Genomic DNA, 24,970 nt, shown 5'->3' with positions numbered 1-24,970 from the left:
CTCGGCATTGAAAGTTCACAAAACAAAACCTCACCCAGCAAATGAGTGAGGTTTTGTTTTATTCTTCTACATTTATTTCGCTCATCAGTGCATGCGTATTTCCTTCGGTGTCGTTGAAAAACACCATCCACGTTTCAGTTGAGCCCATTTTCGATATGGCATGTGGTTTATCGATAAATGCAACGCCACTTTTCTTCAACTTTTGATAGCTATCATTAATGTCGTTTACATTGAAATAAAGTACGGAACTTGCGGTTGAAAATTGTTCTTTTTCAGGCAAGCTAAGCATAAGTCGGACACCGTCGCAGTCAAAGAACGCCATTGTATCCGTGTTGAAGAGAAGCGGCAATTCAAGTGTATCTCTGTAAAATGAAATGGCCCTGTCGATGTCTATTACTGGTATGCCAATTTGACCTACACTGTTTATATTTGCTGATTGCAAAACTAGACCCCCTTGCTACAATTTGAATTCAGTTTATTATAGCATATAGTCTTATTAATCAAAAAATGGAGGGGGATAATAGATGTTCCTTACTTCTGGTTACAGAGGATTACAAAACGATGAGTTATGTTTATTCCATCATGTTTGAAGAAATTGGGGAATACATAAGAGATAAGTAGGAATGCTTCGGTCCATAAGAAAGTTTTTAAATAAAGGGATTGTAAAGGAAGCGTCGAAAGGAGTATTAAGGTCAAACTGCGCTTGGAGGAATTGTATTGTTACTTTACTTTTGAAATTTATCGTTTTCCTACTCATTAAATATTAATTAGGAGCCGATAATATGCTATATACAAATTCAACCGACGGAATTACATCGGATATGTTGCAAGGTTTTTTTGTAGATTGGCCAAATCCGCCAAATTCAGAAACACATTTAAAATTATTGAAGAACAGCAATACAGTAATTCTAGCAATGGATGAAAAAACGAGCCAAGTCGTTGGGTTTATCACGGCGATCAGTGATGGCGTTTTGTCTGCATACATTCCTTTACTCGAGGTTTTGCCAGAATATAAAAATGCCGGAATTGGTAAGGAATTAGTAGAAAGAATGTTAAAAGAACTACAGAATATTTATATGATTGATTTAATGTGCGACGTTGACTTGCAACCTTATTATGAACAGTTTGGAATGGCTAAATCGCGTGGGATGATCATTAGAAATTACGAAATGCAGGCGGGCAACTGAAACATTTGACTATCGCATAGATTTAACGAACAATCCAGAGATGTCGATGAGAATTCACTCATTGTCGTCTCTGGATTTATTTGAATAAAAGGCTTCCAATCTTTCGGCAGCTAATTTGTATGCCTTACTTTTGTCACGAGGACCAATTGCGATGACATCCATTTGGGGAATTGTTGTTTTAACTGGTTTGTAGATACACCTTATCGTTGTAGATTTGGATTTTATTTTTGCGAATCCACTTAAATCCCCATGAAGAGATCTAGCCACACCATCAGGGACAAAAAGCGGTCCTTGTATAGCACGCCTTATAATAAGTGCCAATATACTTGTTCTACTTCCTTTGTTGATGCCTTTTAGGTCTTGCTCAACCTCATGGATAAATTTTAAATTTACGTTATGCTTATTTATAAGGAATTCTTGTAAGTCATCTAAATTATTAATTTTCAAGTCTTAGTCCTCAATTTCTTTCATTAATTGCTCAAAGTCGATATCATCTTCGGCGAAAACATCTTTTAAGGATAAGTTGGCTTCACTATTCATTCTTTGGACTGCGATGTCCTCGATGATTTCATCTAATGCATTATCAAGCGCTTCTTTAGTTGCCAAAAGCTCTTCAAAATACTTTAAATCTAAAAATACGCCTTTTGCATTTTTGTTTTTTGCATTTTGAATAATGAAAACCTCTTCAGTTTCATTTATCGAAAAACGGTCAAGCATTTCAGTGAGTTTATTATGACGTGTAACATCAGTAATGTTATAAACATTATTTTTAAGAAAGTCTAGCGTGTCTGAACTGACGGTTTTCTTGGATTTGTCCATTATGGAAGCACTCACTTTCATCATTCCTTTCAGATAGTATATGCTTAGTTTAATAAATGTATTCTTATTATACTACTTTATCTGTGTTTAAAACAACACACATGAAGTGGGGTACTTGTTATTTTAGTTATTTTATTAAAATTACTGAATTGTATGCTATACTTAAAACAACTTTAAAGAGAAAGGACTGACGTGTGGACGATGATTAACTAATCTTTTATTCCGAGAAATTGAATGTTTGATTCAAACGGAAAACAGGATTGGTCTGTCCACTTTTAAGTCACCTCTTTGCACTTGCAACGGGATTTTTTGGGAACTTAAAATAGGGTAATAACTGACTGATCCTTCCGATTATCTTTCGGAGGGATTTTTGTGTCTCTCCGGATTGGAGGAGTAAGTATGCTTATGGGAACATTGAATGAGTTAATTGTTGCACACGGAGAAACGGTGATTCTGGACCGGGTGTCTGCGGACATTCCGGAAGGGGCTTGCATTGCTGTTGCCGGGGCGAATGGCGCGGGAAAGACTACGCTCCTTTCATTGCTGGCTAAAGAAATAGCACCCACTTCGGGTTCTGTCGGTTGGAATGGGAAAGCACCGTCAATCACGTATTTTAGGCAGGAGCAGAAAAATGAAGGAACCGCAGATTGGGAACAGGCGGATGCGCATATTTACCGAAGGAAATGGAAAGTTCCGGAGCGGGCGAAATATGTAACTGCAAGCGGCGGGGAACAGATGAAAATGCGTCTTGCGGCTGCGCTTGCTGAAAAGAGCGAACTTGTTCTATTGGATGAACCGACGAATCACTTGGATAGCGAGAGTTTGGAAGAATTGATTCGACTGATTAAGAATGGTATGGGAACGTATATGATTGTTTCCCACGATCGGCATTTCATTGACCGGACGGCGGATTTTATATTTGAAATTGAGCATGGGAAGTTGACGGTGTATACGGGAAATTATTCGGATTATCGAAAAAAGAAAGAGGCGGAGCGGAAAACCCAGCAGACGCATTATGCACAGCAGCAACGAAAAATTATACGAGTAGAAAGTCAGTTGGAGCAGTTGGGAGTGTGGTCGGAAAAAGCTCATAGAGAGTCGACAAAAAAGGGTGGTGCGAAAGAATATTTCCGGATGAAGGCGAAAAAACGCGACGTCCAAATTCGTTCGAAACGAAAAAGACTAGAAGGGGAATTGGAGAAGAATCGCATTGACAAGCCAGAAGACGAAGTGACGGTGTCGTTTGACGTAAAGAGTGAGAAGAAAAAAGGGAAACGGATATTGGAATTGAAAAATGTTCGGAAAGCATTTGGGACGCATGAACTGTTTGCAAACGTATCGTTCACCGTGCAGGCAGGGGAGCGAATTGGTCTTGTCGGCCCGAATGGTTCGGGGAAATCGACGCTGTTCAGGATGGCGTTAGGGGAAGAGAGTTATGAAGGTGAATTGTGGAAAACGTCGGGGATGAAGATTGGTTATTTGAGCCAGACAGTGCTCGACCTTCCCGAAGATGTGACGATGGCGGAGTATTTTCATGCAGATACGTTCCATGAACAAGGGATGATTCGCATCAATTTGACGAATCTCGGATTTTCAGAAAAACAGTGGGACCTCCCACTCTCTGCACTTAGCCAGGGCGAACGTGTAAAGGTGAAGTTGATGCAGTTCATTCTGGAAGGGACGGATGTATTGCTGTTGGATGAACCGACGAATCATCTTGACCTTCCTTCAAGGGAAGAGCTTGAAAAGACGTTGCAGACGTTTCCTGGAACGTTGCTGTTTGCCTCGCATGATCGCTATTTCACAGAGCGCATGGCGAACGGGCTCCTGATCTTTGAAAATGGGACGATTCAGAAAGTCCCGATGACTTATGTGGAATGGCAAGAGCGAGGGACTGTGGTGCAACCGGAAAAGAAAGAGGAAGAACGGCTTCGCCTTGAAACAGAACTGCAGGCGGTACTTGGGAAATTGAGTTTGATGAAACCGAATGATAAGGGATATGCCGAGCTGGATAAGACTTTTCTTGAGTTGAGTGGGTTGTCAAGAGATTTGAAATGAATAGAGAATGGCAAAGAGGATTTACTCTTTGTCATTTCCTAAATTCTTTTATTAATTGATATACTAAATGAGAGGTGGTAATTATGGTTTACTTACATGGTTTTTCATTTCCAAATGAGGGAATAGAATTTGACTTTTTCATGAAAATAAAAAGAACGTGCTACGACTCGTTTTATCCATTTAAAATAGTATTATTCAAACAACATAAATAGAAAATTACTTTCTCCTTTACAACCTAAACATCTTTCGCTATCATGTAAGTTGGTGACTACTTACATCGAGGGAGGGGGAGTAAAGTGAAACAATGAAGGTGGAGTATTTTTTTACTCGTAATGGGTGTGTGTACTAACTAACCTACGGACAAGGAGGAAACATATGTTTATTTCAAAGGGCATCGTAAAGTTAATAAAAAACTTTCCAGTAAAGTCTATCTTCATAACGATAATTGTCGTTGCTTTACTGGCGGTTGGGGCAAGTAATATATACATGGGTACAGGGAACGACACTTTGGTGAAAAGTAGTTCTGACGTGTATAAGGATAACTTAATGTTAGAGGAGGAATTTGGTGGAGAGTCAATTATTATCTTGTATGAAGCAAAAGATTTACTGACTCCCGCAAATTTATCACATATGAAAGGTTTAGGGAATGTGCTTGAAACGAGTGATTCAATTTACAGTGTGATGAGCCCAGTTACGCTTATCGATAGGATGGCAGGTAAACAATCGGATAAGTTTAAAGAAGGCATCTCGGGAATAATCGATGGATTAGATGAAATGGGTGAAAAGCAACAAACAATAGGTGAAAACATGGCGTCAATTTATAGTTATTCAGATATCATGACACCCGGAATACCTAGGAATCAGGCGACACTGGATAATATGATTTATGTGGACGGCGAACTTCGTCCCATGTTTGGTGATGTAGTTGTTGATGAGCATCATATGCTGATGATGATAAAGTTTAAGGGTAATACAGATGACACTACGAAAAGCGAGCTTGTTGATAGGATTCATTTGTATTTAGATACGGAACAATTGGACGGATTAACTACAATCGTATCGGGAAAACCTGTTCTTGACGATGCCGTTCGAACATCAATGAAAGATAGTATGGAAAAAATGATGGGTCTGGCGCTATTGGTAATGGTTGTCGTTTTATTCTTCGTCTTTAAGGTACGTTGGCGCATCTTACCATTGGTAATTGTTTTAGTAGCAGTAATTGGAACAGTAGGTTTAATGGGTTGGTTACAAATCCCGATTACAATGGTTTCGATGGCCGTTTTCCCAATATTAATTGGACTAGGAATAGATTATGCCATTCAGTTTCAAAATCGTTATGCAGAGGAAATGGCTAAGGAGGATACCGATGAATACTCAAAAGAATAAAGTGAAAAAAAGTTTGTATAAAACAGTTACAAAGATGGTTCCAGCGGTATTCACGGCATTAGTTGCTACTGGACTTGGATTTATTGCACTTTATACGTCACCTGTGCCAATGATTCAAGACTTCGGGAAAATGTTAACAATCGGATTAGTCGTCAGCTTCTTTTTAGGTGTATTTCTCTTAATTCCAATCCTGTTTACGAGAGATTACTTCTTTAGTAATACGAAGAAGAAAACAAAAGAACAACAGGTGGAAAAAAGATTAAAACCATCAAAAGTCGATGCCCTTCTTGATTGGTTCACTAAGAAAACAATCGCTTTTCGCTGGCTCATTATCGCGCTCGCATTTAGTGCGGCGGCATTTGGGATATGGGTAGATCTAGATGCCAACGTGGAAACAGATGTCGAAACATTCATGCCGCAAGATACACAGGAATTAAAAGACATTCACAAATTACGAGATATTATCGGTTCAACAGATCAAGTCTCAATCGTATATGAGGGTGACAATATTACTTCGAATCAAGTAATTAAGTGGGTGGATAAGCTAACAGCAACAATTGGTTTGGAATTCCCCAATGTCGTTGTTGATACAAAATCAATTACGAGCATTGTGAAGCTCATGAATGATGGGGAGTTACCTGATGGTGCAGCTTTCAGTGAACAAATTGTTGACCTACCAGAAGATCAGCTGAAACTCTTCTTAAATGAATCCCAAACAAAGGGTGTTATTACGGTTGGGATTGAACACTTGGAGACGGAAGATTTGCAGTTATTTATCAAAGACTTAGGAATTTATTTGCAGAAGCATGAAATGGACGCGATTAAAACAACTATTACAGGAAAGTCGGTCTTAGATGTAGAGATGATTAAAGGATTAACGACTGGAAGATATCAAATGACATTGCTCGGAATGGGGCTCGTATTTTTCGGTTTGTTACTTATTTATCGTCATCCAATTAAAGCGTTTATTCCATTATTACCGATTCTGTTTATCGTTGGTTGGTCTGGCTTGGCGATGCACTTTTTAGATATAAGTTACACACCGCTCACTGCTACACTCGGCGCATTAATTATCGGGATTGGTACAGAGTTTACTGTATTGGTGATGGAGAGATTTTATGAAGAAAGAAAGAACGGCTCTCAAAGTGTGGATGCAATTCAAATTACGAACAAGAAAATTGGTAAAGCTATTTTTGCATCAGCCCTGACAACAATTGGTGGCTTTAGTGCATTACTTGCATCTGATTTTGTAATATTAAATAACTTTGGACAAATGACATTGATCAACATTTCGTTTGCATTATTTTCAACAATTGTTGTTATGCCCCCAATCTTGATCATTTTAGATCGATTTGTAAAAGTAAAAGGGGTACACTAGTAGATAGTACACGAGAAAATATGTAGTTGAGGTGAGTAGATTTGCGTGATAAAACGGAACAAATTTTTAAAGGGGCCATCGCCGTATTTATTAAAAAGGGACTTCAAGGAACAACACAGGAAATCGCTAAAGAAGCGGATGTAGCGGAAGTAACATTATTTCGAAGGTTTTCCACTAAACAAAACCTGTTTAGTACCGTTCTTAAGAGTATATTAGAAAAGAAGTTTGGTTCCTATATTTTAGAACTTGCAAAAGAGAAAGATACTGAGTTATTTTTAATGAATGTAATCGAAAACAGATTAGAAGTATTATCCGAAAATGTTGACTTAGTAAAAATGCTTCTATCGGAAAGTTTAAAAGGTAATTTAACGGATGAAATTAACTTACCAAAAATTATTTTTATAAGCTTAAAAAAAGGCTTAACATTTCATTTTAAGATGATTGACAAAACAGTTGATATAGACTTTTGTGCCAGGCAGTTAGGGGGGATATTTCTAAGTTATGTTGTATTACCTAACGACCAACCATTTAATCAGCTAACAAAAGAAGAGAAGCAAGTTGTGGCAAGAAAGCACGCAAAATCAGTACTTGCAACAATAGGGGAGAACGACTTATTATAAACAGCCCATCTTTGAGCCTTTGCTCAAAGAAGGGCTGTTTTTCCTCTCTCCTATAAACCAACCCTAAAAAGGCATCTTAAATTCCTGTGCATTTTCAATCACGTCAGTTGGAACAACTACCGGGTCGATTTCGTTAAAGGCGCTATGCGTATAGGTGATATCTTCAATCGAATGGAATGAATTTTGCTGCCAGGTTCTAGAATAATTCAGAGTTCTATGAGAACCTGGTACTCTTAACTCAGGCGACAGTGAGAAATAGGTGGGGGATTAGGCTAGAATCCCGATGGTGTATAATAATATTGTAAAGTGCAAGGATGATACAAACGCAACTTTCAAACGATAAGTTCTATTTTGAAAAAAACTTCAAATAATTCGCATGTCCATTAGGCTGAATTGGCAAAAAAGGGGCTTCCGGACGTATTGTAAATCGAATAGTTGAGAAGAACTTTTAAAAGAAAATACATGCTCTGCTCGTTTTACGACGATCGTAGAAAAGAAAGGATGTTGACCAATGATCCATACAATGGGACTTACAGAAGACGATGAACTGATCTTTGACTTCCCGCTGGAGGAGATTTCGAAACGGTCACTAAAATGGTACTGGGTGGACTTCGATCAGCCGGATACAAAGGAAGAATCGATGCTGCATTCGGTATTTAATTTTCATCCACTCGCTATTGAGGACTGTTTGAATCGTTTACAGCGGCCGAAGGTAGATTACTATGATTCGTATGCTTTCTTTGTTCTGCATTCCATATGCCATAAGGATTTAACTGCTGAAGAACTCAATTTATTCCTTGGTGAAAACTTTATTGTTACGTTTCATTATAATGAGATTCAAGAACTAAAAAAGGCGCGTGAAAGGATCATTCAGAATTCAAATAAGTGGGTTCGCGGCCATGTTTTTGCGGCTCATCATATCATTGACGAAGTGGTCGACCATTACTTCCCTATCCTTTATAAAATTGAAGATCATTTGGACGAGATAGAAGATCAGCTATCTCCTTCTACAATCCATTTGTCGATGAATTTTGTATTTGAAGTACGTAGCGATTTACTGCGCTTACGGCGAACGATTTTCCCAATGAGGGAGCTTTTATACCGAATGCTTTATTCGGAAAGATTGGGCCTTACCCCCGATGAGCATGTTTATTTCACGGATATTTATGATCACTTGCTGCGGCTCGGTGAAATCATTGAAGCGAACCGCGAATTGACGTCGGATATAAGGGATAGCCAATTATCAATCAATTCGAACCGGATGAATGGGATTATGATGACGTTGACGATTATCTCATCTATCTTTATTCCATTAACGTTCATAGCAGGCGTATACGGGATGAATTTCGATTTTATGCCCGAGCTGCATTGGAAGTATGGCTATCTAATTGTTCTTGTAACGATGCTTATTTTGGGGACTGTCATGATGATGTGGTTTAAACATAAAGGATGGCTTCGTATCTTTAAATCGTAAGCCGCTTATTGGCATGAAAATAGTATGGGTATTAATTTTGGTACCAGAGATTGTCGCAAGACTTACCACTAGTTGCCAATGAGTTTACCAATGGGGTAACGTCAGGAAAGTACGAATTTACAACTTTAAGGATTTTGAAAGATGAAATAGCCTAACCCCTTCGTATCTTCACGAGGGATTAGGCTTACGATCTTCAAAAATCGCTACCCGATAGCTCACTATCGTATTATCACCATTTGCCTTCTGCTAAAACAAAAGCACTACCACCTATTTGTATTGTGTACTTGGAATTACGTTTAGTAGCTAATGCTTTTAATAATGATTTCCTATTAATCGAATAACCTTGTTCAACTGAATAACTTATATCCTGACTATCAAAAAAGTTATGTTCTAATAAATACCCAGCTAAATTTCCGTTAGCACTCCCCATCAACCGAAGCCGTTAATTAAATTTCGTTGTTTTTTCTTTCAGTTTTATATTCTATTTTGGTTTTATTTTTCTTCGAATGATGAAATAAATCCCTAATCCAACGAATAATAGAAAAATGAGGACCGGCAAGTTTCCGATAAAAAACACAATTAATCCCGAACCCGTCGCAAGAATAAAGTTAGTACTTGTTGCAAGTTGTTTTTTCGTTTTTTCCCATGTATCTAAATTCTTACTCTCAAGCCCCGGAACAATGATCCGATTCTCAAACATAGATATTTCAACTGTCGAAAATGAAGTTTGGTTTTCAAAGTACTTCATCTTTCCCACGATGAGTTCGATTTCTTCCTGGATTTTAGCTAAATCAGAAGATATTTTCAATAAATCCTCCGTTTTTTCTGCATTACCCATAAACTCAAGTAGCCTTTCCTCTACAGCCCGTTTTGATTTTACTCTTGATTCTAAATCGATATATTGCTCTGTAATATCATCCCCGGTTACATAGCGTTTCGGGATATCAGCCGCTTCTCCTTCAGCATCCGATAAAAAACTTTGGAAATGCTTCTCCGGAATTCGAACGGTTATTTTACCACTTACACGTTCTTCGTTTTCTCGAAACACATTCGATTCAACGATGTAACCTCCATATTCACTTACCTTTTTTTCTATAGTTAGCAGAGCATTTTCAAGATTTTTCACATTTATCTGCAATTCAGCTCGGTGGATGATCATTCGATTCGTTGGCGCCACCTCAGATTCCACGTCTGCTGACTCCTCTTCACTTAAGCTCTTTTCTTTTTTGTCCATTGCCATGTCATTTGAACTTTTCGAAGACTCCATTTGAACATCATCCTTAGCGCGATCCGAGCTACAAGACGCCATGAGAACAAATAAACTTGATAATAATAGGATGAAAATTGCCTTTCTCATTATCCAATCCCCCCTATCTATTTAACCTATGAGACGGTTTAATATAATAAAGGTTACATTTCCCAAATTATTCACAAGAAAAAACGCTAGACTTTCCCTCGTTTAAGGGTGCCTCTGCACCAAACATCCAAGGGGGGAGGAATACGATGAACTACGAAACATTTCAACGAATTAATGGATGGTGAAAATAAAAGCTGACTATTAAATAGCCCAAGTTAAGACCCTCCGCGATAAGATCACCTGCCGCGGCACCCAATGCAAATGTGAATAGTATTGCTAACCAGTGGAATATTTCCCGCTAAGTCGTATAGATGGAGTGAATGGACAATGTCGTTAGAGTAAAATATATTCCTGCAAATATTTTACTCTAACAGAAATTGTACAGCTACAAGTTATAATTATTTCTGCGGATGGATCAAGTGTGTTTCGGAACAACTTTCGCAGAAGGAAGTATGATAAATGAAGTTGAATCTATCTGTTTGTCTGATAACAAATTTCGAAAGTGGGCATATACATGACAATAATTCAAAGTATAATCAGTTTCATACTGCATATTGATGAACATTTGGTCGAAATTATCCGAAACTTTGGTGCTTGGTCATATGCGATTTTATTTTTAATCGTGTTTGTTGAAACCGGCCTTGTGATTTTCCCTTTCTTACCGGGTGATTCTTTGCTGTTTGCAAGCTGGGCTCTTGCTGCAATGGGGGCATTTAACATTGCCTTACTCCTCCTAGTCTTCTTTTTTGCGGCTGTAATCGGCGATACGGTAAATTATCATATTGGTAAGAAAGTAGGGACTACAATCTCTTCAGTCAGCTATTATTAGTGTCATGCAGGGGCGTTTGAAAAAAAGTTGAATGGAACAGATTTCCAGCAGGAAAATGTCACTATCTTTAGGGTTGGATTTGAGGGTATTGTTTCAGCACTTCGGAGGGAAATGTGTTTACTTTTCATTCGTAGTAAAGAGTGGGTTTTTAATATCTTCACAGTGCTGGAAACAATTGAAGGGGGATGGCATTGGAACATATAATTACGAATGATATACTTGCTGTATGTAGTAGTGAATATTCAGTAAGAACGGTATTCCGCAATCGGGAGGGTTATTACTTTTTAGGTGAATGTCCATATGAAGTACTTACTGCTGGTTTGATAGTTACGATTATTTTAACGGTCATTGAGTTAATTAAACAGAAACGTAAAATAGATAATTTGCCTGAAGCAGATAAACGAGTTATTCGCACTGTTTCTCGCAGCTTTGCATATGTATCGCAGGAATAGGCTCTCTTATCGTAAAAAGAGGGTATGAGAAGAATATACTATAATCTTTAAACTCCACTACAGAGCGCGGCTGTTGCATAAGTTTTGTGTTTCAATCGGGCCAAATCGTAAGAAAAAAAAGGAGGAGCTCAATTGTTTAAACGTAAATTATACTGTACAAATTGCAATAGAGAAATTGAAGATGATGAAGAAATATATGCGAAAATGAAAGTTCCAAAGCATTCTATTATGGTTGAAATTAAAGCATATTTAAAGAAGAAAAGTGAAATCTTCTGTACAGCCTGTTTTGAACAAATCAAGTAATTCAATCAATCCATAATCGCGCGATTGTATAAGAATGATGAATATTGTATATGGTAAACTGGTAAATCTGAGTGAAGTCTGTTTTCATAAGGATGGAGATAAAGATGCTTAGGGAAGAAGTGGAAAATTATTGAAAAGGGGAGAAAAAATAATGATTAATAAAATCGGTCAAATCATGTTATATGTAAACAACCAAGATGAGGCAGTGAATTTTTGGACAGAAAAAGTTGGATTTACCGTAATTTCAGATGAAGATAATGGTCAAGGAATGAGATGGATTGAAATAGCACCAACAAAAGAAGCTGAAACAAGTATTATACTTCACAACAAGGGAATAATTGCTGAAATGCAGCCAGAATTGAATCTGGGCACACCTTCTTTAATGTTCTTCTCGGAAGATCTCGATAAGTTACATAGCACCCTGTCAAATAAAAATATCACAGTCGGGGAAATTGTAAATATGCCTTCGGGAAAGGTATTTAATTTTGCCGATAGCGAACAAAATTATTTCGCGGTTATGGAAAAAAACGAATAACTAATAGTAGCACGTCGCATAGTTTCATGCACAGGCACCTTTCATTTTAAAGCAAGGCTTCCCATTAGTTGACCAAACTATTGAGAAGCCTTTTTTGTTTTTATTCGTACTATTGGCAGTGATTTTTATTCACCTTTACTAATAGATCGACTGTAATCAAACTTTATATCCTTCATTTAATAAATTATGAAACATTTCCTATAACCTATTCGTGTAAGGGGTAGAAGAACGTTATAGGGGAGAGATAATGAATGTCTACGATAAAAATAGAAGGATTAAGTAAGTCTTATGGAAAGGTTCAAGTGTTAAAAGATGTTGACCTTTAAATAGATACGGACTTGTTTGGTTTACTGGGACCGAATGGGGCTGGTAAAACTACATTAATGAAGGTTTTAAGTATGATTCTTCCGTGGAACGATGGATAAGTCACATTATATGATTTTGATCTTTCAAAAGAAGGGGATAAGATTCGGAAATGACAATTGAAAGATACTTAATATATATGGCTTTCCAAAAAGGAATTCGCCATAAGCTTGTTAAATCTTTATTAAATGAGTGGTTAAGAGATGCTAATTTAGTTGAACTTAAAAGAAGAAAGCTTCGGAACCTTTCAGGGGTTTTTGAAGGCGTAAGTGTATTCCGTTATTTAACTGAGCACAAATGGTAAGGGTGGATAGCATTAGAACTTGCAATTATGAGTGCTATACTTACTGTATGTAATAGTGAATATTCAGTAAGAACGGTATTCCGCAAATGGGTCATTATACGAAACAATACTTTATAAGTAAATTAGTTTGTGATGAATTGAATGGAGGTAAATTATTGAAAAAAATGCTAATTCTTTCACCGATACTTATTATTATTTTTGGCATAGTATTGAATTTTTCGGAATTTTTAAAATGAGCAAGCGTTAATTTATTAATGGATTTCGATAATCGGGGGCGATAACTGCATACGTTCCGCAATTAAATTGGGCCATTACTGGAATAAAAGTTGGTGCTTATTTTGGGAATGATGACTATATAGCTTAGTAAGACAACCAGAATTAACGAAAACAGGATAACTGTGTAAGGGTTTGTAACTTTTGTTCGCTAATAACGTCTATACAAACGAGGTGATGTTTTGAAAAGACTAATTATTTTGTTTACTGTAATTGGACTTGTATTAGTTGGATGTAGTCAAGATGCAAAAAGTGGTAGTGTTGAAAAAAATGATTCAACAAAACAGAGAGTTTATAGCAGTTCATGGGATGGTAATCCCATAATTGTTAAACAAAGAAACAAAAACGATGAGTACGAAACAGTAAATGAGATAACGGATACCGATAAAGCTGAAAAACTTATAAATGCTTTGAAAAATGCGGCTTGGCAAGAAAATGTTAAAGTGGCTATACGCCCTCCAGACTATCAATTCTCTTGGAATTCATTTAAACATGACGTTTGGATAAATCAAGAATCTAAAAGAATAGAATTAATAATTCAAAGGCAATCTAATTATGGAACTTTGTCTAAAGTTTCTTCTGAAAATGTATTTGAAATCTTAACGGGTGAAAAGTTTGAAGATTATAAGTAATTAACTCAACTTTCGCACCTAAGCAAACGGCATCATCAATTGCCTTCATTAGCCTTATTGACGATTTAATATGACTCTTGACAATTAAAAGTAAATAAAAAATACCTCTTTTTGGTATAGTGAGATTATCGAGAAATCACTACCAAATAGAAGAGGTGCTTCCTATTTGATAGATCAAAACCATGACAATAATCAACTTCCAAATGAAATGAAAGCTGTATGTAGTACTGAGTATTCAGTAAGGACGGCATTCCGGAATCAGGCCAAATTATAGGTGAAAAAGAATTCAGATAACCTTTTTAGAGAGGAGATGTTTTAAATCTTTTTTACGTCAAAAAAGGATATTGTATACTTTTCAGCGGTTTGGTTAGCAATAACTTTGATCTTTTTAAGTATCATAATAAATTTTTCATTAAGTGTATTTAATCTTATTTTGGGATTGATAGGCTTAATGGCGGTAGGCTTGCTAGTCTGGATGTGGTTTGGTACAGGATATCGAATTGGAAATGTGACGATTAAAATTGAAAATGGTCCATTCAGATCTAAAGTCACTATAAATGAGATCAAAAAAATTAGTAAAAGAAGAAGTCTTTTGGCAACACCTGCTTTATCAGTCGGTAGGTTGGTATTACAATGTGGTAAATATAATGAGATACTTTTGTCACCTAAGAATGAGAATAAATTTATTGAGTTATTATTAACTAAAAATCCTCAAATAAAAATAGATGAAAAAATATCTATAACCTAAATAATCGGGCCAGATAATCAATAAAGGTTTTTTGAATTTACAAGCAGATTATTGAAAAGAGAGGTTTACCATGAGAGATAGAGGTTCTGCTGTACTTATTAAAAATAGAAAAGTGGCATTAATAAAAAGAACTAAAAATGGTGTGACCTATTACGTCTTTCCAGGTGGAGGTATAGAACTAGGAGAAACTCCAGAGGTGGCAACAAAAAGAGAAGCTTATGAAGAATTGGGCGTTGACATTGACGTAAAAAATTGTATTGCTGAAATTGATTTTGAGGGAAAGCAATTTTTCTTTTTAGGAGATATCGTTGGTGGAGTTTTTGGTACTGGCCAAGGTGAAGAATTTTTAGATAAAAATAAAGGTGCTTATATTCCTGAGTGGGTGGATATAGATGACCTTCTCTTCATTGATGTTAAACCAAAGGTAGTTGCCGAAAAAGTACAATCTTTATTCAAGTAACAATCGCGGTTTTGGAGGATTTATGAACGTTGTTGAATCTAACACATATAGAAATATGTTCAAATTGTAAAAGTCTCTCTTATATATATAAGTAGTGCTTTATCTAACCAGAGATGGGATCATCTCTCACTTTTTCGCGTGTTATAAAACATATCAGTAGATTGTTGGATAAGTGTTACTAGAACATTTTAAAAAGACTGTGAAGAATTCAGAATAAAGATTATGCATCCAGTTCAATTGAATGAGACGCTCCATATCATAGAAGCTTATACTTCGAGCCGACTTTGCTTATCGTCATTTTACTTGGGGGAAGAGGGGATTCACTAGTTTGTTCACTCGTAGTGCCTGAAGTCCCTTCAGTTTATCATAACAGCGGGATATAAATGCAGTTTTTCACAACTAAAAAACTACGTAAAACACCAATCTATATAATGCCTATTGAAATAGTGTGCTTTAACTCTTGACAAGGTCAAATGCATAGCTTAAAGTAAGTACCAACAACTTCATATTTCTTATTTAGAGAAGCTTAGGGACTGGCCCGATGAAGCTTCAGCAACCTCCGTGTCGTGGAAAGGTGCTAAATCCAGCAAGAGAACGTTCTTGGAAGATAAGAGCCGCAGTGTAAAATCGGATTCCTCTTTTCTTTTGAAAAGGGGGATTTTTTTATGGGCTGTATATGTTGAATTAAATAAACCTACTAAAAATGCTTGGCGCAAGGGAATGCCTTCTGCGGGAATAGGCGAGCGCAGATGAAGGGAGATGGTTAAGGATTTTCTTTTTAGTAAGAATCTTTATCTTAACTAATATATATCAAAACAGATACATAAAAAATGATTCAATGGTGAAAAGACTTTTAAATAATCTAAATGAAAAGGGAGCTAATTGATATGAAAATTTCTAATCTAAACATAAAGTTTCTATTACTTATGATATTAAGCCTACTTGTTGTTTCAGGGTGTAATGTAGGTGTGGATGATGCAGTCAACGCCGAAGTTGAAAAAAGTGTGTTAACTATTGGGAATACAACGGATATAGAAAGCTTTGATGTTCATAACAATAATGCAACAGTGAGTGAGTCGGTAATGGTAAATATATTTGAGTATTTACTAAGGGCGGATGGCAACGGTGGTTATATTCCGTTATTGGCTACGGATTGGGAGCAGATTAATGATACAACTTGGCGCTTTTCTTTGCGGGATAACGTCGCTTTTCATAACGGAGACCCTTTTTCATCTGAGGATGTTAAATATACGCTAGAAAGAGTTGCGAAGGATAGTTCATTGAAAGCACATACGTATTATAAAAATATTGAAGAGGTCCAAATAGTTGATGAGCATACAGTTGATATCATTTCAAGTAACCCAGACCCATTGATGTTGAATCGATTATCTAAAATGGGCGCTGGAATGCTACCAGCTAAATATATTGATGAGGTAGGAATTGAAAAGTTTTTGAGTAATCCAATAGGGACTGGTCCTTTTCAATTCGAAGAAAGAATTATAGACGATAAAGTAGTTTTAGTGAAATATGAAAACTACTATGGAAATAAACCTGTTTGGGAGAAAGTTGTATTTCGTGCAATTCCAGAAACTTCAACGCGTGTCTCTGAACTATTAACGGGTGGAATTGATATTGCAGCAGGTGTTCCAGCTTCAGATGTAGAGCGTATTGAAAAAACGGCCGATAAAACCGTCGTGAAAAATACTATTCAACGGGTTCTTCAAATAATTATTAGGCATACAGATGGAACTCCAACCGCAGACAATAGGGTAAGGGAAGCAATTGATTTTGCGATTGATAAAAAAACTTTAATTGAAAGCATTGCGGGAGGAGCGGGCGTTCTAACAAGAACATCAATAACACCCGGTAACTTTGGAGGGGATCCAAGTTTGTATGAACAATCACTCTATGATTTAGAAAAAGCGAAACAATTATTACAAGAGGCTGGTTATACAGAACAGGGTCCTGAAATATCATTGTCGTCCTCATCCCAATATAAAGAGTATTCCGAGATAGTTGCAGCAATGCTGACAAAAGCTGGATTTGAAATTAAGTTAGATATTCTCGAACCTAGTGCATTCAGCGAAAAGTTTGCTTCTAAATCTATGGGTGAATTATTTATGATTGGAATTGGAAATTCAATGAATGATGCATCTAACAACTATGCAAGATATTTATTTGACGATGCATTGGGTGAAACTGATTACAATAATCCGGAAGTCGAATCACTACTCCAAGAAGCTTTAGTTTCAATGGATCCAGAAATTCGAGAAAAAAATTATCAGCAAGTTCAACAAATATTTGCCGAAGAACGTCCGGCTATTTACCTCTTCCAAATGGAAGGCATATACGGGATTGATGAAGCTATTAAATTTGAACCACGCAAGGATGAGGTATATTACGTAAATGAGATTTTGTTTTCATCAAAGTAACGCTGTACACTATTAAACGAAGTTTCGGAGGTAGGGGGTAAAATCTTTTACTTGTAAAACTTTGTATTGTTACATATTGCAGTTGCAGTGTTTCAAGTTATTTGGTGAAACAAGGGGGATAGAAGATGGGGAAATATTTACTTAAGTCTTTGCTACAAGTTATTCCTGTTCTTTTAATTATTTCACTTATCGTTTTCATTCTAATCCGTGTAGTGGGTGATCCAGTTGTTTTGATGCTTCCGGATACGGCGACCGATGAAGATCGTTCAATTTTAACTGAATCATTGGGATTAAACGAGCCGTTGTACTATCAGTATTGGAACTTTTTAATTAATGCAGTTACGGGTGATTTTGGTTCATCTTTTCACTATAGTCAACCTGCTCTTCCACTTGTCCTTTCAAGACTACCTGCAAGTTTTGAGTTGGCTATAGCTGCCATGGGTGTGGCAATTATTATAGCTATTCCATTAGGCGTTATCTCGGCCATAAAACGCAATTCATATGCGGATTTGCTGATTTCTGGGGTATCTGCGGTAGGAAAGGCAATGCCGAATTTTTGGGTTGGAATTATGCTTATTCTTTTACTTTCAGTAGTGTTAGGAATATTTCCTGTATCAGGACGCGGAACGCTCGCACATTTAGTTTTGCCGGCCACAACAATCGGGATTGGCCTATCGGCACAAATGGCAAGAATGGTTCGCTCTAGCATGCTTGAAATATTAAGTCTGGACTATATACGTACAGCAAGAAGTAAAGGTATACCAGAATATAAGGTAATAATTAAACATGCTTTAAGAAATGGTTTGAATTCAGTTGTCACGATAATCAGCCTACAATTCGCGGGATTAATAGGAGGAATGTTAATAACTGAAACCGTCTTTTCCTGGCCTGGATTGGGACAGCTACTTGTGACTGCTATCAATAATTATGATATGTCTATTGTTCAAGCCGCTGTATTCGTCATTGCAATATTTGTTATAATAATTAATCTTTTAACGGATGTTGTGTATCGATTATTGGATCCTCGAATTAGGCATAGTTAAAACAAGGAGGTAACCTCTTGACATCAACCCCTAGAATGAAACCCGCTTTAATTAATCAAGGGACACAACTAATAAACAATAAAAACAAAGGAAAAAAGTTATTTTCCCTTCTAGTGAAAAGTAAAACAGGGTTAATAGGAGTAATACTGGTTGTAAGTATTTTATTGATTTCCATATTTGCTCCGTTTTTAGCTACTCATGACCCTGCGGAAACAGATCCAATCCATCGGTTACAACCTCCCGTTTGGCTTGAAAGCGGAACAACGGACCATGTTCTCGGAACAGATAATCTAGGAAGAGATATTTGGAGTAGACTCGTTTATGGATCTCGCATATCAATTATTGTTGGAATCGGGGCAGTTATTGTGTCGGGGTCCATAGGCTCCATATTAGGATTACTTGCCGGCTACCATGGAAGATGGGTTAATGCCTTAATAATGCGGTTAGCGGATTCCTTCTTAGCAATTCCGACAATCCTTCTTATGCTGGTCGTTTTGGCAGTAGTGGGTCCTGGAATAATCACATTAATATTTGTTATAGGTGTAACAAATTGGGTATCGTATGCCCGGGTAATACGTGGTGAAGTATTAAGTATAAAAGAACAAGATTATATTAAAGCTGCAAAAGGGATTGGCGCTAAGAACAACCGCATTTTGTTCAGACATATACTACCAAATGTATATTCTTCTTTAATTGTTATATCAACCCTGAACGTTGCAACAGCTATTATACTAGAAGCTTCATTAAGTTTTCTTGGACTCGGAATTAAACCACCGGATGTATCATGGGGAGGAATTTTAAGCGACGGCCGACAGTATATCGCCACAAGCTGGTGGGTAGCAACATTCCCAGGTCTTGCAATTACAATAACCGTTTTGGGAATTATCTTTTTAGGCGACTGGCTTCGCGATGTAATAGATCCCCATATGAAAACTAACGAATAAATTTGAAAGTAGGAGCGACCGTGACTCGTGAATTACTTGAAGTACATTCATTAAAAACATATTTTAAAACCGATAATGGTATAGTGCCTTCAGTTAATGGAGTTAGTTTTTCGGTTAGTAGCGGAGAAACATTAGCAATTGTTGGTGAATCTGGGTGCGGAAAAAGTGTAACTTCCCTGTCGATCATGGGGCTCGTCTCCCCACCCGGTGAAGTAGTAGATGGAGAAATAATATTTGATGGAGTAGATCTACGTAAGCTGTCTCCTAAAATGATGAATAAGTACAGAGGCAACGATATCTCTATGATATTTCAGGAACCAATGACCTCTTTAAATCCAGTTTACACTATCGGTAATCAAATTAGCGAGGTCATACGTCAACATCAGAAAATAACCAAAAAGGCGGCAACGAAAAGTTGTCTTAGCATACTTAAACGTGTTGGAATTCCAAATGCAGAGGATATTGTTAATCAATTTCCACATCAGCTCTCTGGTGGAATGAGACAAAGGGTAATGATAGCTATGGCACTTGTTTGTATGCCAAAGCTTTTGATTGCGGATGAGCCAACGACGGCTCTAGATGTCACTATCCAGGCTCAAATACTAAGCCTAATTTCAATATTAAGTAAAGAGGAAAATATGGGAGTCATATTAATCACACATGATTTGGGAGTAGTTGCAGAAATGGCAGATCGAGTAGTCGTCATGTATGCCGGAGAAGTTGTGGAGGAAGCAAATGTATACGACTTATTTGAGCGACCTGGACACCCCTATACAATTGGTTTAATGAATTCTATTCCAGTAATTGGTGAGCCAAAAGAAGTATTGGATTCAATCGAGGGAATGGTTCCAAACCTTTTAGAACTTCCAAACGGTTGTACATTTCATCCAAGATGTCCTTACGCAATAAAAGATTGCTTGACGGTGAGGCCAGATTTGATAGAAAAGTATGAAGGGCACAAAGTAAGATGCATTCGGACGAAGGAGCTATCTATATGAAAATGGAATCCGTTGATGAAAAGCCTCTATTAGAAGTGAAAGATATAAAAAAATACTATCCAATTAAGAAAAACTTGTTTTCCATTAATAAAAAGTACGTGAAAGCAGTAGATGGGTTAAATTTTACAGTGATGAAAGGAGAGACATTCGGGATAGTTGGAGAATCGGGCTGTGGAAAATCAACTATCGGACAAATCATTACACAGCACTTAGATCCAACTGAAGGTGAAATTTGGTTTGAAGGTGAAAACATTAGCAAGTTTTCTGACAAGAAAATACGTGAGAATAGAAAAAATCTGCAATTTATTTTTCAGGATCCCTTTTCTTCTCTAAATCCGCGAAAGAAGGTATTTGATATTGTTTCAGAGCCACTGATTGTACATAATCTTGCGAAGGGTAATGAATTAAGAAAGCAGGTTTTAGATTTATTTGAAACTGTGGGTATAAGCGAGCATCAGGTAGATCGCTATCCACATGAATTTAGCGGTGGTCAAAGACAGCGAATTGGTATAGCACGCGCATTGGCACTGAAACCAAAACTAATTGTTTGTGATGAGCCAGTATCCGCATTGGATGTTTCGATTCAAGCCCAAATATTAAATTTACTAAAGGATCTTCAAAAAAAGTTTCAACTAACCTATATTTTTATTGCTCATGGCTTACCTTCTGTTTATCATATAAGCGACCGGATTGCAGTTATGTACTTTGGTAAAATTGTTGAAATTGCTAGCCGAGATGACCTATTCTCAAAAATGAAACATCCATATACAGAAGCATTGCTTTCCGCAATACCAATATCAAACCCAAGGCTTAGAAAAAAACGTGTTTTGTTATCGGAAGAAATGCCAAACCCAGCCAACCCTCCCACTGGATGTGCTTTTCACACTAGATGTCCATATGTACAGCCATTATGCAAAGAGATTACGCCATCTTTAATAATGCAGGATTCAAATCATTTTGTCGCCTGTCACTATCCTTTAGAAATGAAAGATTAAAAATCAATTGGGCCTAAATAAATATTATAGTGTTCAAGAATAAGTGACAGAGTAATTTTTCCCCTGCGTTTTCTTATTTATGCCGCATTCGAAACAAAGTATGCCGTTTTGGGAGCAACGGGATCGTAAAAGACAACCGCTCTGCACCCATTTGAATTCAAACGGATGTGAAGCGGAAACCGAGCGGAAGCACGGTAGGTTGAAGAACTGAAAAAAGATCTTTCCTTGTATAGTGGAGTTGCTAGTCAAACACTAAAAGGAGAAGTCCCTTATGATTAAAAATAACGCAATCGATGTCAAACATCTTAACGATGAGGTGCGAGCAATGAAAGGTTTTGTAGAGGATGAGGAACGAATATGGGAAAAGAACAATTAATGAATCGATTGGATACGGAATCGGTCGAGAAATCATTTGTCAGGTATTTAATACCTTCAACAGCTGGAATGCTTTTGATGGCCATTAGTGTGGAGTACCTATTATGTTAAATAGATAGTTGGAAAATGAAAAAACCACTGTTTTCAGGGTATAGGAGAAGTACCAATCACAGAACTTCCGATATACCACCCCATCAAAGAGGAGGAGCTGAAAACAATGGTTACACTATCATTTAATCATATTCAGGGGAAGAACGGAAGTCATTGGAATCGTTTAATGCGAGAAGAAAAGGCTAAGGAATATTGTATTGTAGCGATTGATGCAGCGAAATTTGTGAATACAGCGATGGTATGTACAATCTACGGTGATATTTTACAGGAGCCATTTGAGTTCGACGGGTCAATGACAGGCTATCAATTGATGAAGAAATACATTGATTCAGTGTGTGAAACGTACGCACTTTCACAAGTGATTGTTGGAATTGAAACGACTGCGCACTACTATGAAGACCTTGTAAGACTGTGTATGAATGAGGGGTACATCGTCCGAATATTGAATGCCGCAACCACTGCCAGGGAAAGAGAAACCGTGTTGAATTATACGAAAACGGACCGTGTTGATTTAATGGCGATTGTCCAGTCATTGCTTCATGGGCGTGGTGGAACGAGCGTTGAATCCATACTTGAACTTGAATCGTTAAAGACATTAACAAGGGCCAGACGGGCGCTTGTGAACGCGCAAACAAGGACCATCAATCACTTGCGTCTGTATATGGATCACATTTTCCGTGAGTTTCAAGGGAAGAACCTAAAGGTGGATGGGGAAAATAAGGTCATCAAGATCTTAAATCAGTTCGTTTCAAAAACGTCGCTATTCTTGATGAGAAACCATCCTCACCCGTCAGATATCTTAACTCTAGGCAAAGCCGGACTAAGGAAGATATCTATTGAAAACAACCTGAAGATCCGTGAGGATGTTATCGATAGGCTATTGGATTACGCAGCGAATTCGATTTCCAAACCAAAGTCTCTGCTTGAAAGCGAATTGATTTTACTCCAACTAAAACTTGATGAATATGAGTTAATACATCATCAAATCAAGCAATTAGAGGATGTAATTGAAGCGAAACTACTGGAGACCGATGGTGGTATCCTCTTAAGTATCCCTGGTTTAGGCATCACTACAGCCGCCGAATTGACCGCGGAAATAGGGAACGTCCATGACTATTCACATGCAGGACAACTCATCAAAATGGCCGGCACGAACCCAATTGTAAGACAGTCAGGTGGGAAAAAGGCGAATCATTACCGGATATCCAAACAAGGTAGGGCAGCTTTTCGAAACGTGGTTTATCAGGTTGGGAAAAATGTTTCGGTTCAGAATCCTGAAATGAAAGTCCGGTATTTGGCGATGAAGGACAAAGGAAAGAAAGCAGGCCAGTCCTATATCGCTCTAGGGAATCGAATCCTACGGATTGCCTTTGCCATGATCAATGACCAACAGTTGTATAAAAGCAGTGAAGCGGACTATTGTCTGGAAAAAGTCATCGCTGGAAAACTAAGAAATAAGGATAAGCAAAAGCTGTTCAATCAACGATATTTAAAAGAAGTGGCTGAACTGTAAACACAAAATTCAGGTGTAGACAAAGGCGTTTTCCCGGAACGTAGACCACATAGTTTAGAGTACCTGAGGCTTAAATGACCTCGTTGCACAGCGTCATGGGTCTTGTTTCACAAATACGAATAAAACGTTAAAGAACGTGAGCTTGTATTTAATAGGATGTATCCCTGTGAAATGAAACGCAAGACCTTTCACGTTGCGGAAAAACGCCATTATAGAGTTCTGTGATTGTTGAGTTTCAAAAAAATACCATTATGAGGCTTTGGTTTCGTGCGGCCAAAAATCTATTTTCATAGCGCTTGACTTATTTCACATTAAACGCTGTGCAAGGAACATAATCTAAGAAGATCTTTTGTAAGTTCATTGAACTTACAAAAGGTCTTTTTTTTGCTTTAGACTCCTTTGGGAAAAGTCTTTCCTGAGAATGAGCAGTATTGTTTCATGACCAAAAGATCTTCACAAATTTGACTAAAAAAATTGGAGACTTTGTGAATGAATTCACAAAGTCCGGTTTATTCGTAAAAAAGAAGTTAGAATAACTTTAATAAGCCAGCGCAAGATCACCAATTCATTAGTGAACACTCGAAACGTTGTAGAGAAAAGAATGAATGAAGATGAAACACTAGCAGTTTAGGAGGAGATAGTAATGAAGCAGTCTATTGCTCAAAAAGAATTAAATTATATTTTTCGGGCTCGACAATTTGTTTATGATATTTTAGCTAGATTTTTTGTCGAAGAGCCTTCAAAAGAGTACCTTAAATACTTTGTGGAATCCGAACTGATTTCTATTATTCCATTTGTAGAGGACTCCAAAGGTATGGAGGAAGCTATCGGAATAATAAGAGCGTATTTAAATGAACATGATGTCATTAATAATAATGATGATTATGAAAACTTACACTGGGATTATACAAAAATGTTTATCGGGCCATTAGAACTGGTAGCGCCCCCTTGGGAATCGGTTTATGTACGGAAAGATCAATTGTTATTTCAAGAAAATACTGTGGCAGTTCAAAGAAAATTTGAGGAGTTTGGCTTTGTTATTCGCGATCAAAACTTAGAAGCTGAAGATCATATTGGTTTCGAGCTTGATTTCATGTTTCACTTAAACGAGTTATGCATTGATGTGATTGAAAAAGAAGAACCAAATGCACTAAGTTATTTTTATTATTTGATAGATCAACAGGGAAAATTTCTGGAAAATCATTTACTGGCCTTTGTTCCGGCATTTTCCAAAAGAGTGATGGATGGTGCTGACACTCAGTTTTTTAAAGGAATGGCGAAATTGTTAGATGCATATTTAAAACTGGATAAAGAAATCCTTCATGAAATAGCTACTATAGACGTCGTGATTAGAACGCATGATAAGCAGGGGGTCTTATAA

The 24,970-nt window shown here is 37.2% G+C and carries 27 protein-coding genes, 2 pseudogenes and 1 riboswitch; of the genes and pseudogenes, 23 read left to right on the top strand and 6 right to left on the bottom strand.

The window, feature by feature from the left end; all coding sequences use genetic code 11:
• Positions 1-58: 58 nt before the first annotated feature.
• On the bottom strand, positions 59-442 hold the full coding sequence (locus ACP8HH_RS16525) for a VOC family protein (protein ID WP_438313177.1): 384 nt from the start codon (positions 440-442) through the stop codon (positions 59-61).
• 340 nt (positions 443-782) lie between these two features.
• On the opposite strand from ACP8HH_RS16525, the gene ACP8HH_RS16520 reads away from it, so the two are divergent.
• Positions 783-1,187 carry a GNAT family N-acetyltransferase gene (locus tag ACP8HH_RS16520; protein ID WP_438313175.1) on the top strand — a complete coding sequence of 135 codons (405 nt, stop codon included), beginning with the start codon at positions 783-785 and terminating at the stop codon, positions 1,185-1,187.
• Between the two features lie 54 nt (positions 1,188-1,241).
• Here ACP8HH_RS16520 and ACP8HH_RS16515 read toward each other — a convergent pair whose 3' ends face one another.
• Both ACP8HH_RS16515 and ACP8HH_RS16510 read right to left on the bottom strand, forming a co-directional pair.
• Positions 1,242-1,634, bottom strand: a complete 393-nt coding sequence (locus ACP8HH_RS16515) for a type II toxin-antitoxin system RelE family toxin (protein ID WP_438313173.1) — start codon at positions 1,632-1,634, stop codon at positions 1,242-1,244.
• A 3-nt stretch (positions 1,635-1,637) separates the two neighbouring features.
• Positions 1,638-2,006, bottom strand: a complete 369-nt coding sequence (locus ACP8HH_RS16510; protein ID WP_438313171.1) for a hypothetical protein — start codon at positions 2,004-2,006, stop codon at positions 1,638-1,640.
• 399 nt (positions 2,007-2,405) lie between these two features.
• On the opposite strand from ACP8HH_RS16510, the gene abc-f reads away from it, so the two are divergent.
• The 5 genes from abc-f (at position 2,406) to corA (ending at position 8,922) form a co-directional block, all read left to right on the top strand.
• Positions 2,406-4,064, top strand: a complete 1,659-nt coding sequence (gene abc-f / locus ACP8HH_RS16505; RefSeq protein WP_438313169.1) for a ribosomal protection-like ABC-F family protein — start codon at positions 2,406-2,408, stop codon at positions 4,062-4,064.
• Between the two features lie 375 nt (positions 4,065-4,439).
• Positions 4,440-5,450, top strand: coding sequence for an efflux RND transporter permease subunit (locus ACP8HH_RS16500; RefSeq protein WP_438313167.1), 1,011 nt, complete (start codon positions 4,440-4,442; stop codon positions 5,448-5,450).
• On the top strand, positions 5,431-6,828 hold the full coding sequence (locus ACP8HH_RS16495) for an efflux RND transporter permease subunit (protein ID WP_438313166.1): 1,398 nt from the start codon (positions 5,431-5,433) through the stop codon (positions 6,826-6,828). The genes ACP8HH_RS16500 and ACP8HH_RS16495 overlap by 20 nt, the downstream gene beginning before the upstream one ends.
• 41 nt (positions 6,829-6,869) lie before the next feature.
• Positions 6,870-7,448 (top strand): TetR/AcrR family transcriptional regulator, encoded by a 579-nt coding sequence (locus ACP8HH_RS16490; RefSeq protein ID WP_438313164.1) that lies wholly within the window; start codon positions 6,870-6,872, stop codon positions 7,446-7,448.
• 511 nt (positions 7,449-7,959) lie between these two features.
• Positions 7,960-8,922 carry a magnesium/cobalt transporter CorA gene (corA, locus tag ACP8HH_RS16485; protein ID WP_438313163.1) on the top strand — a complete coding sequence of 321 codons (963 nt, stop codon included), beginning with the start codon at positions 7,960-7,962 and terminating at the stop codon, positions 8,920-8,922.
• Between the two features lie 229 nt (positions 8,923-9,151).
• Here the strand turns inward: corA and ACP8HH_RS16480 are convergent, their stop codons facing one another.
• The 3 genes and pseudogenes from ACP8HH_RS16480 to ACP8HH_RS16470 all read right to left on the bottom strand — a co-directional run.
• Positions 9,152-9,352: a hypothetical protein gene (locus ACP8HH_RS16480; protein WP_438313162.1), complete on the bottom strand. Its 201-nt coding sequence runs from the start codon at positions 9,350-9,352 to the stop codon at positions 9,152-9,154.
• Positions 9,353-9,403: 51 nt separating this feature from the next.
• The gene (locus tag ACP8HH_RS16475) at positions 9,404-10,279 is read right to left on the bottom strand and encodes a DUF4349 domain-containing protein (RefSeq protein WP_438313160.1); all 876 of its coding nucleotides are present in this window, start codon (positions 10,277-10,279) and stop codon (positions 9,404-9,406) included.
• A 184-nt stretch (positions 10,280-10,463) separates the two neighbouring features.
• Positions 10,464-10,637, bottom strand: a pseudogene (locus tag ACP8HH_RS16470) (hypothetical protein); the annotation flags it as partial.
• A gap of 156 nt (positions 10,638-10,793) precedes the next feature.
• Here ACP8HH_RS16470 and ACP8HH_RS16465 point away from each other — a divergent pair.
• From ACP8HH_RS16465 to ACP8HH_RS16385, 17 genes and pseudogenes are all read left to right on the top strand, one after another.
• Positions 10,794-11,105, top strand: a pseudogene (locus tag ACP8HH_RS16465) (cytochrome O ubiquinol oxidase); the annotation flags it as partial.
• A 194-nt stretch (positions 11,106-11,299) separates the two neighbouring features.
• Complete coding sequence (locus tag ACP8HH_RS16460) at positions 11,300-11,560, top strand: hypothetical protein (protein ID WP_438313158.1); 261 nt, start codon at positions 11,300-11,302, stop codon at positions 11,558-11,560.
• Between the two features lie 132 nt (positions 11,561-11,692).
• Positions 11,693-11,863: a Fe3+ hydroxamate ABC transporter substrate-binding protein gene (locus tag ACP8HH_RS16455; protein ID WP_438313156.1), complete on the top strand. Its 171-nt coding sequence runs from the start codon at positions 11,693-11,695 to the stop codon at positions 11,861-11,863.
• Between the two features lie 151 nt (positions 11,864-12,014).
• On the top strand, positions 12,015-12,398 hold the full coding sequence (locus ACP8HH_RS16450; RefSeq protein WP_438313154.1) for a VOC family protein: 384 nt from the start codon (positions 12,015-12,017) through the stop codon (positions 12,396-12,398).
• 338 nt (positions 12,399-12,736) lie between these two features.
• Positions 12,737-12,823: an ATP-binding cassette domain-containing protein gene (locus tag ACP8HH_RS16445; RefSeq protein ID WP_438319230.1), complete on the top strand. Its 87-nt coding sequence runs from the start codon at positions 12,737-12,739 to the stop codon at positions 12,821-12,823.
• 50 nt (positions 12,824-12,873) lie between these two features.
• Complete coding sequence (locus tag ACP8HH_RS16440; protein WP_438313152.1) at positions 12,874-13,065, top strand: hypothetical protein; 192 nt, start codon at positions 12,874-12,876, stop codon at positions 13,063-13,065.
• Between the two features lie 455 nt (positions 13,066-13,520).
• Positions 13,521-13,970, top strand: coding sequence for a hypothetical protein (locus ACP8HH_RS16435; RefSeq protein WP_438313150.1), 450 nt, complete (start codon positions 13,521-13,523; stop codon positions 13,968-13,970).
• 451 nt (positions 13,971-14,421) lie between these two features.
• Positions 14,422-14,718 (top strand): PH domain-containing protein, encoded by a 297-nt coding sequence (locus tag ACP8HH_RS16430; protein ID WP_438313148.1) that lies wholly within the window; start codon positions 14,422-14,424, stop codon positions 14,716-14,718.
• 70 nt (positions 14,719-14,788) lie between these two features.
• Entirely contained in the window at positions 14,789-15,178 is a 390-nt protein-coding gene (locus ACP8HH_RS16425) for an NUDIX hydrolase (protein ID WP_438313146.1), read from the top strand.
• Between the two features lie 509 nt (positions 15,179-15,687).
• A riboswitch (SAM riboswitch) is annotated at positions 15,688-15,792 on the top strand.
• Positions 15,793-16,065: 273 nt separating this feature from the next.
• A complete protein-coding gene (locus tag ACP8HH_RS16420; RefSeq protein ID WP_438313144.1) occupies positions 16,066-17,610 on the top strand; it encodes an ABC transporter substrate-binding protein in 1,545 nt (514 codons plus the stop codon).
• A 125-nt stretch (positions 17,611-17,735) separates the two neighbouring features.
• Positions 17,736-18,653 (top strand): ABC transporter permease, encoded by a 918-nt coding sequence (locus ACP8HH_RS16415; RefSeq protein ID WP_438313142.1) that lies wholly within the window; start codon positions 17,736-17,738, stop codon positions 18,651-18,653.
• Between the two features lie 17 nt (positions 18,654-18,670).
• Positions 18,671-19,597 carry an ABC transporter permease gene (locus tag ACP8HH_RS16410; protein ID WP_438313140.1) on the top strand — a complete coding sequence of 309 codons (927 nt, stop codon included), beginning with the start codon at positions 18,671-18,673 and terminating at the stop codon, positions 19,595-19,597.
• Between the two features lie 20 nt (positions 19,598-19,617).
• Positions 19,618-20,595, top strand: a complete 978-nt coding sequence (locus ACP8HH_RS16405; RefSeq protein WP_438313138.1) for an ABC transporter ATP-binding protein — start codon at positions 19,618-19,620, stop codon at positions 20,593-20,595.
• The gene (locus ACP8HH_RS16400; protein ID WP_438313137.1) at positions 20,592-21,590 is read left to right on the top strand and encodes an ABC transporter ATP-binding protein; all 999 of its coding nucleotides are present in this window, start codon (positions 20,592-20,594) and stop codon (positions 21,588-21,590) included. The genes ACP8HH_RS16405 and ACP8HH_RS16400 overlap by 4 nt, the downstream gene beginning before the upstream one ends.
• 357 nt (positions 21,591-21,947) lie before the next feature.
• On the top strand, positions 21,948-22,076 hold the full coding sequence (locus ACP8HH_RS16395) for a hypothetical protein (protein ID WP_438313135.1): 129 nt from the start codon (positions 21,948-21,950) through the stop codon (positions 22,074-22,076).
• Between the two features lie 106 nt (positions 22,077-22,182).
• The gene (locus tag ACP8HH_RS16390; RefSeq protein WP_438313133.1) at positions 22,183-23,589 is read left to right on the top strand and encodes an IS110 family transposase; all 1,407 of its coding nucleotides are present in this window, start codon (positions 22,183-22,185) and stop codon (positions 23,587-23,589) included.
• A 643-nt stretch (positions 23,590-24,232) separates the two neighbouring features.
• Positions 24,233-24,970: a TorD/DmsD family molecular chaperone gene (locus tag ACP8HH_RS16385; RefSeq protein WP_438313131.1), complete on the top strand. Its 738-nt coding sequence runs from the start codon at positions 24,233-24,235 to the stop codon at positions 24,968-24,970.

The sequence above is a fragment of the Sporosarcina sp. FA9 genome, assembly GCF_051550205.1.
GTDB lineage: Bacteria > Bacillota > Bacilli > Bacillales_A > Planococcaceae > Sporosarcina.
The sequence above is the reverse complement of the archived record's forward strand: the minus strand, read 5'-3'. Positions and strand labels throughout refer to the sequence as shown.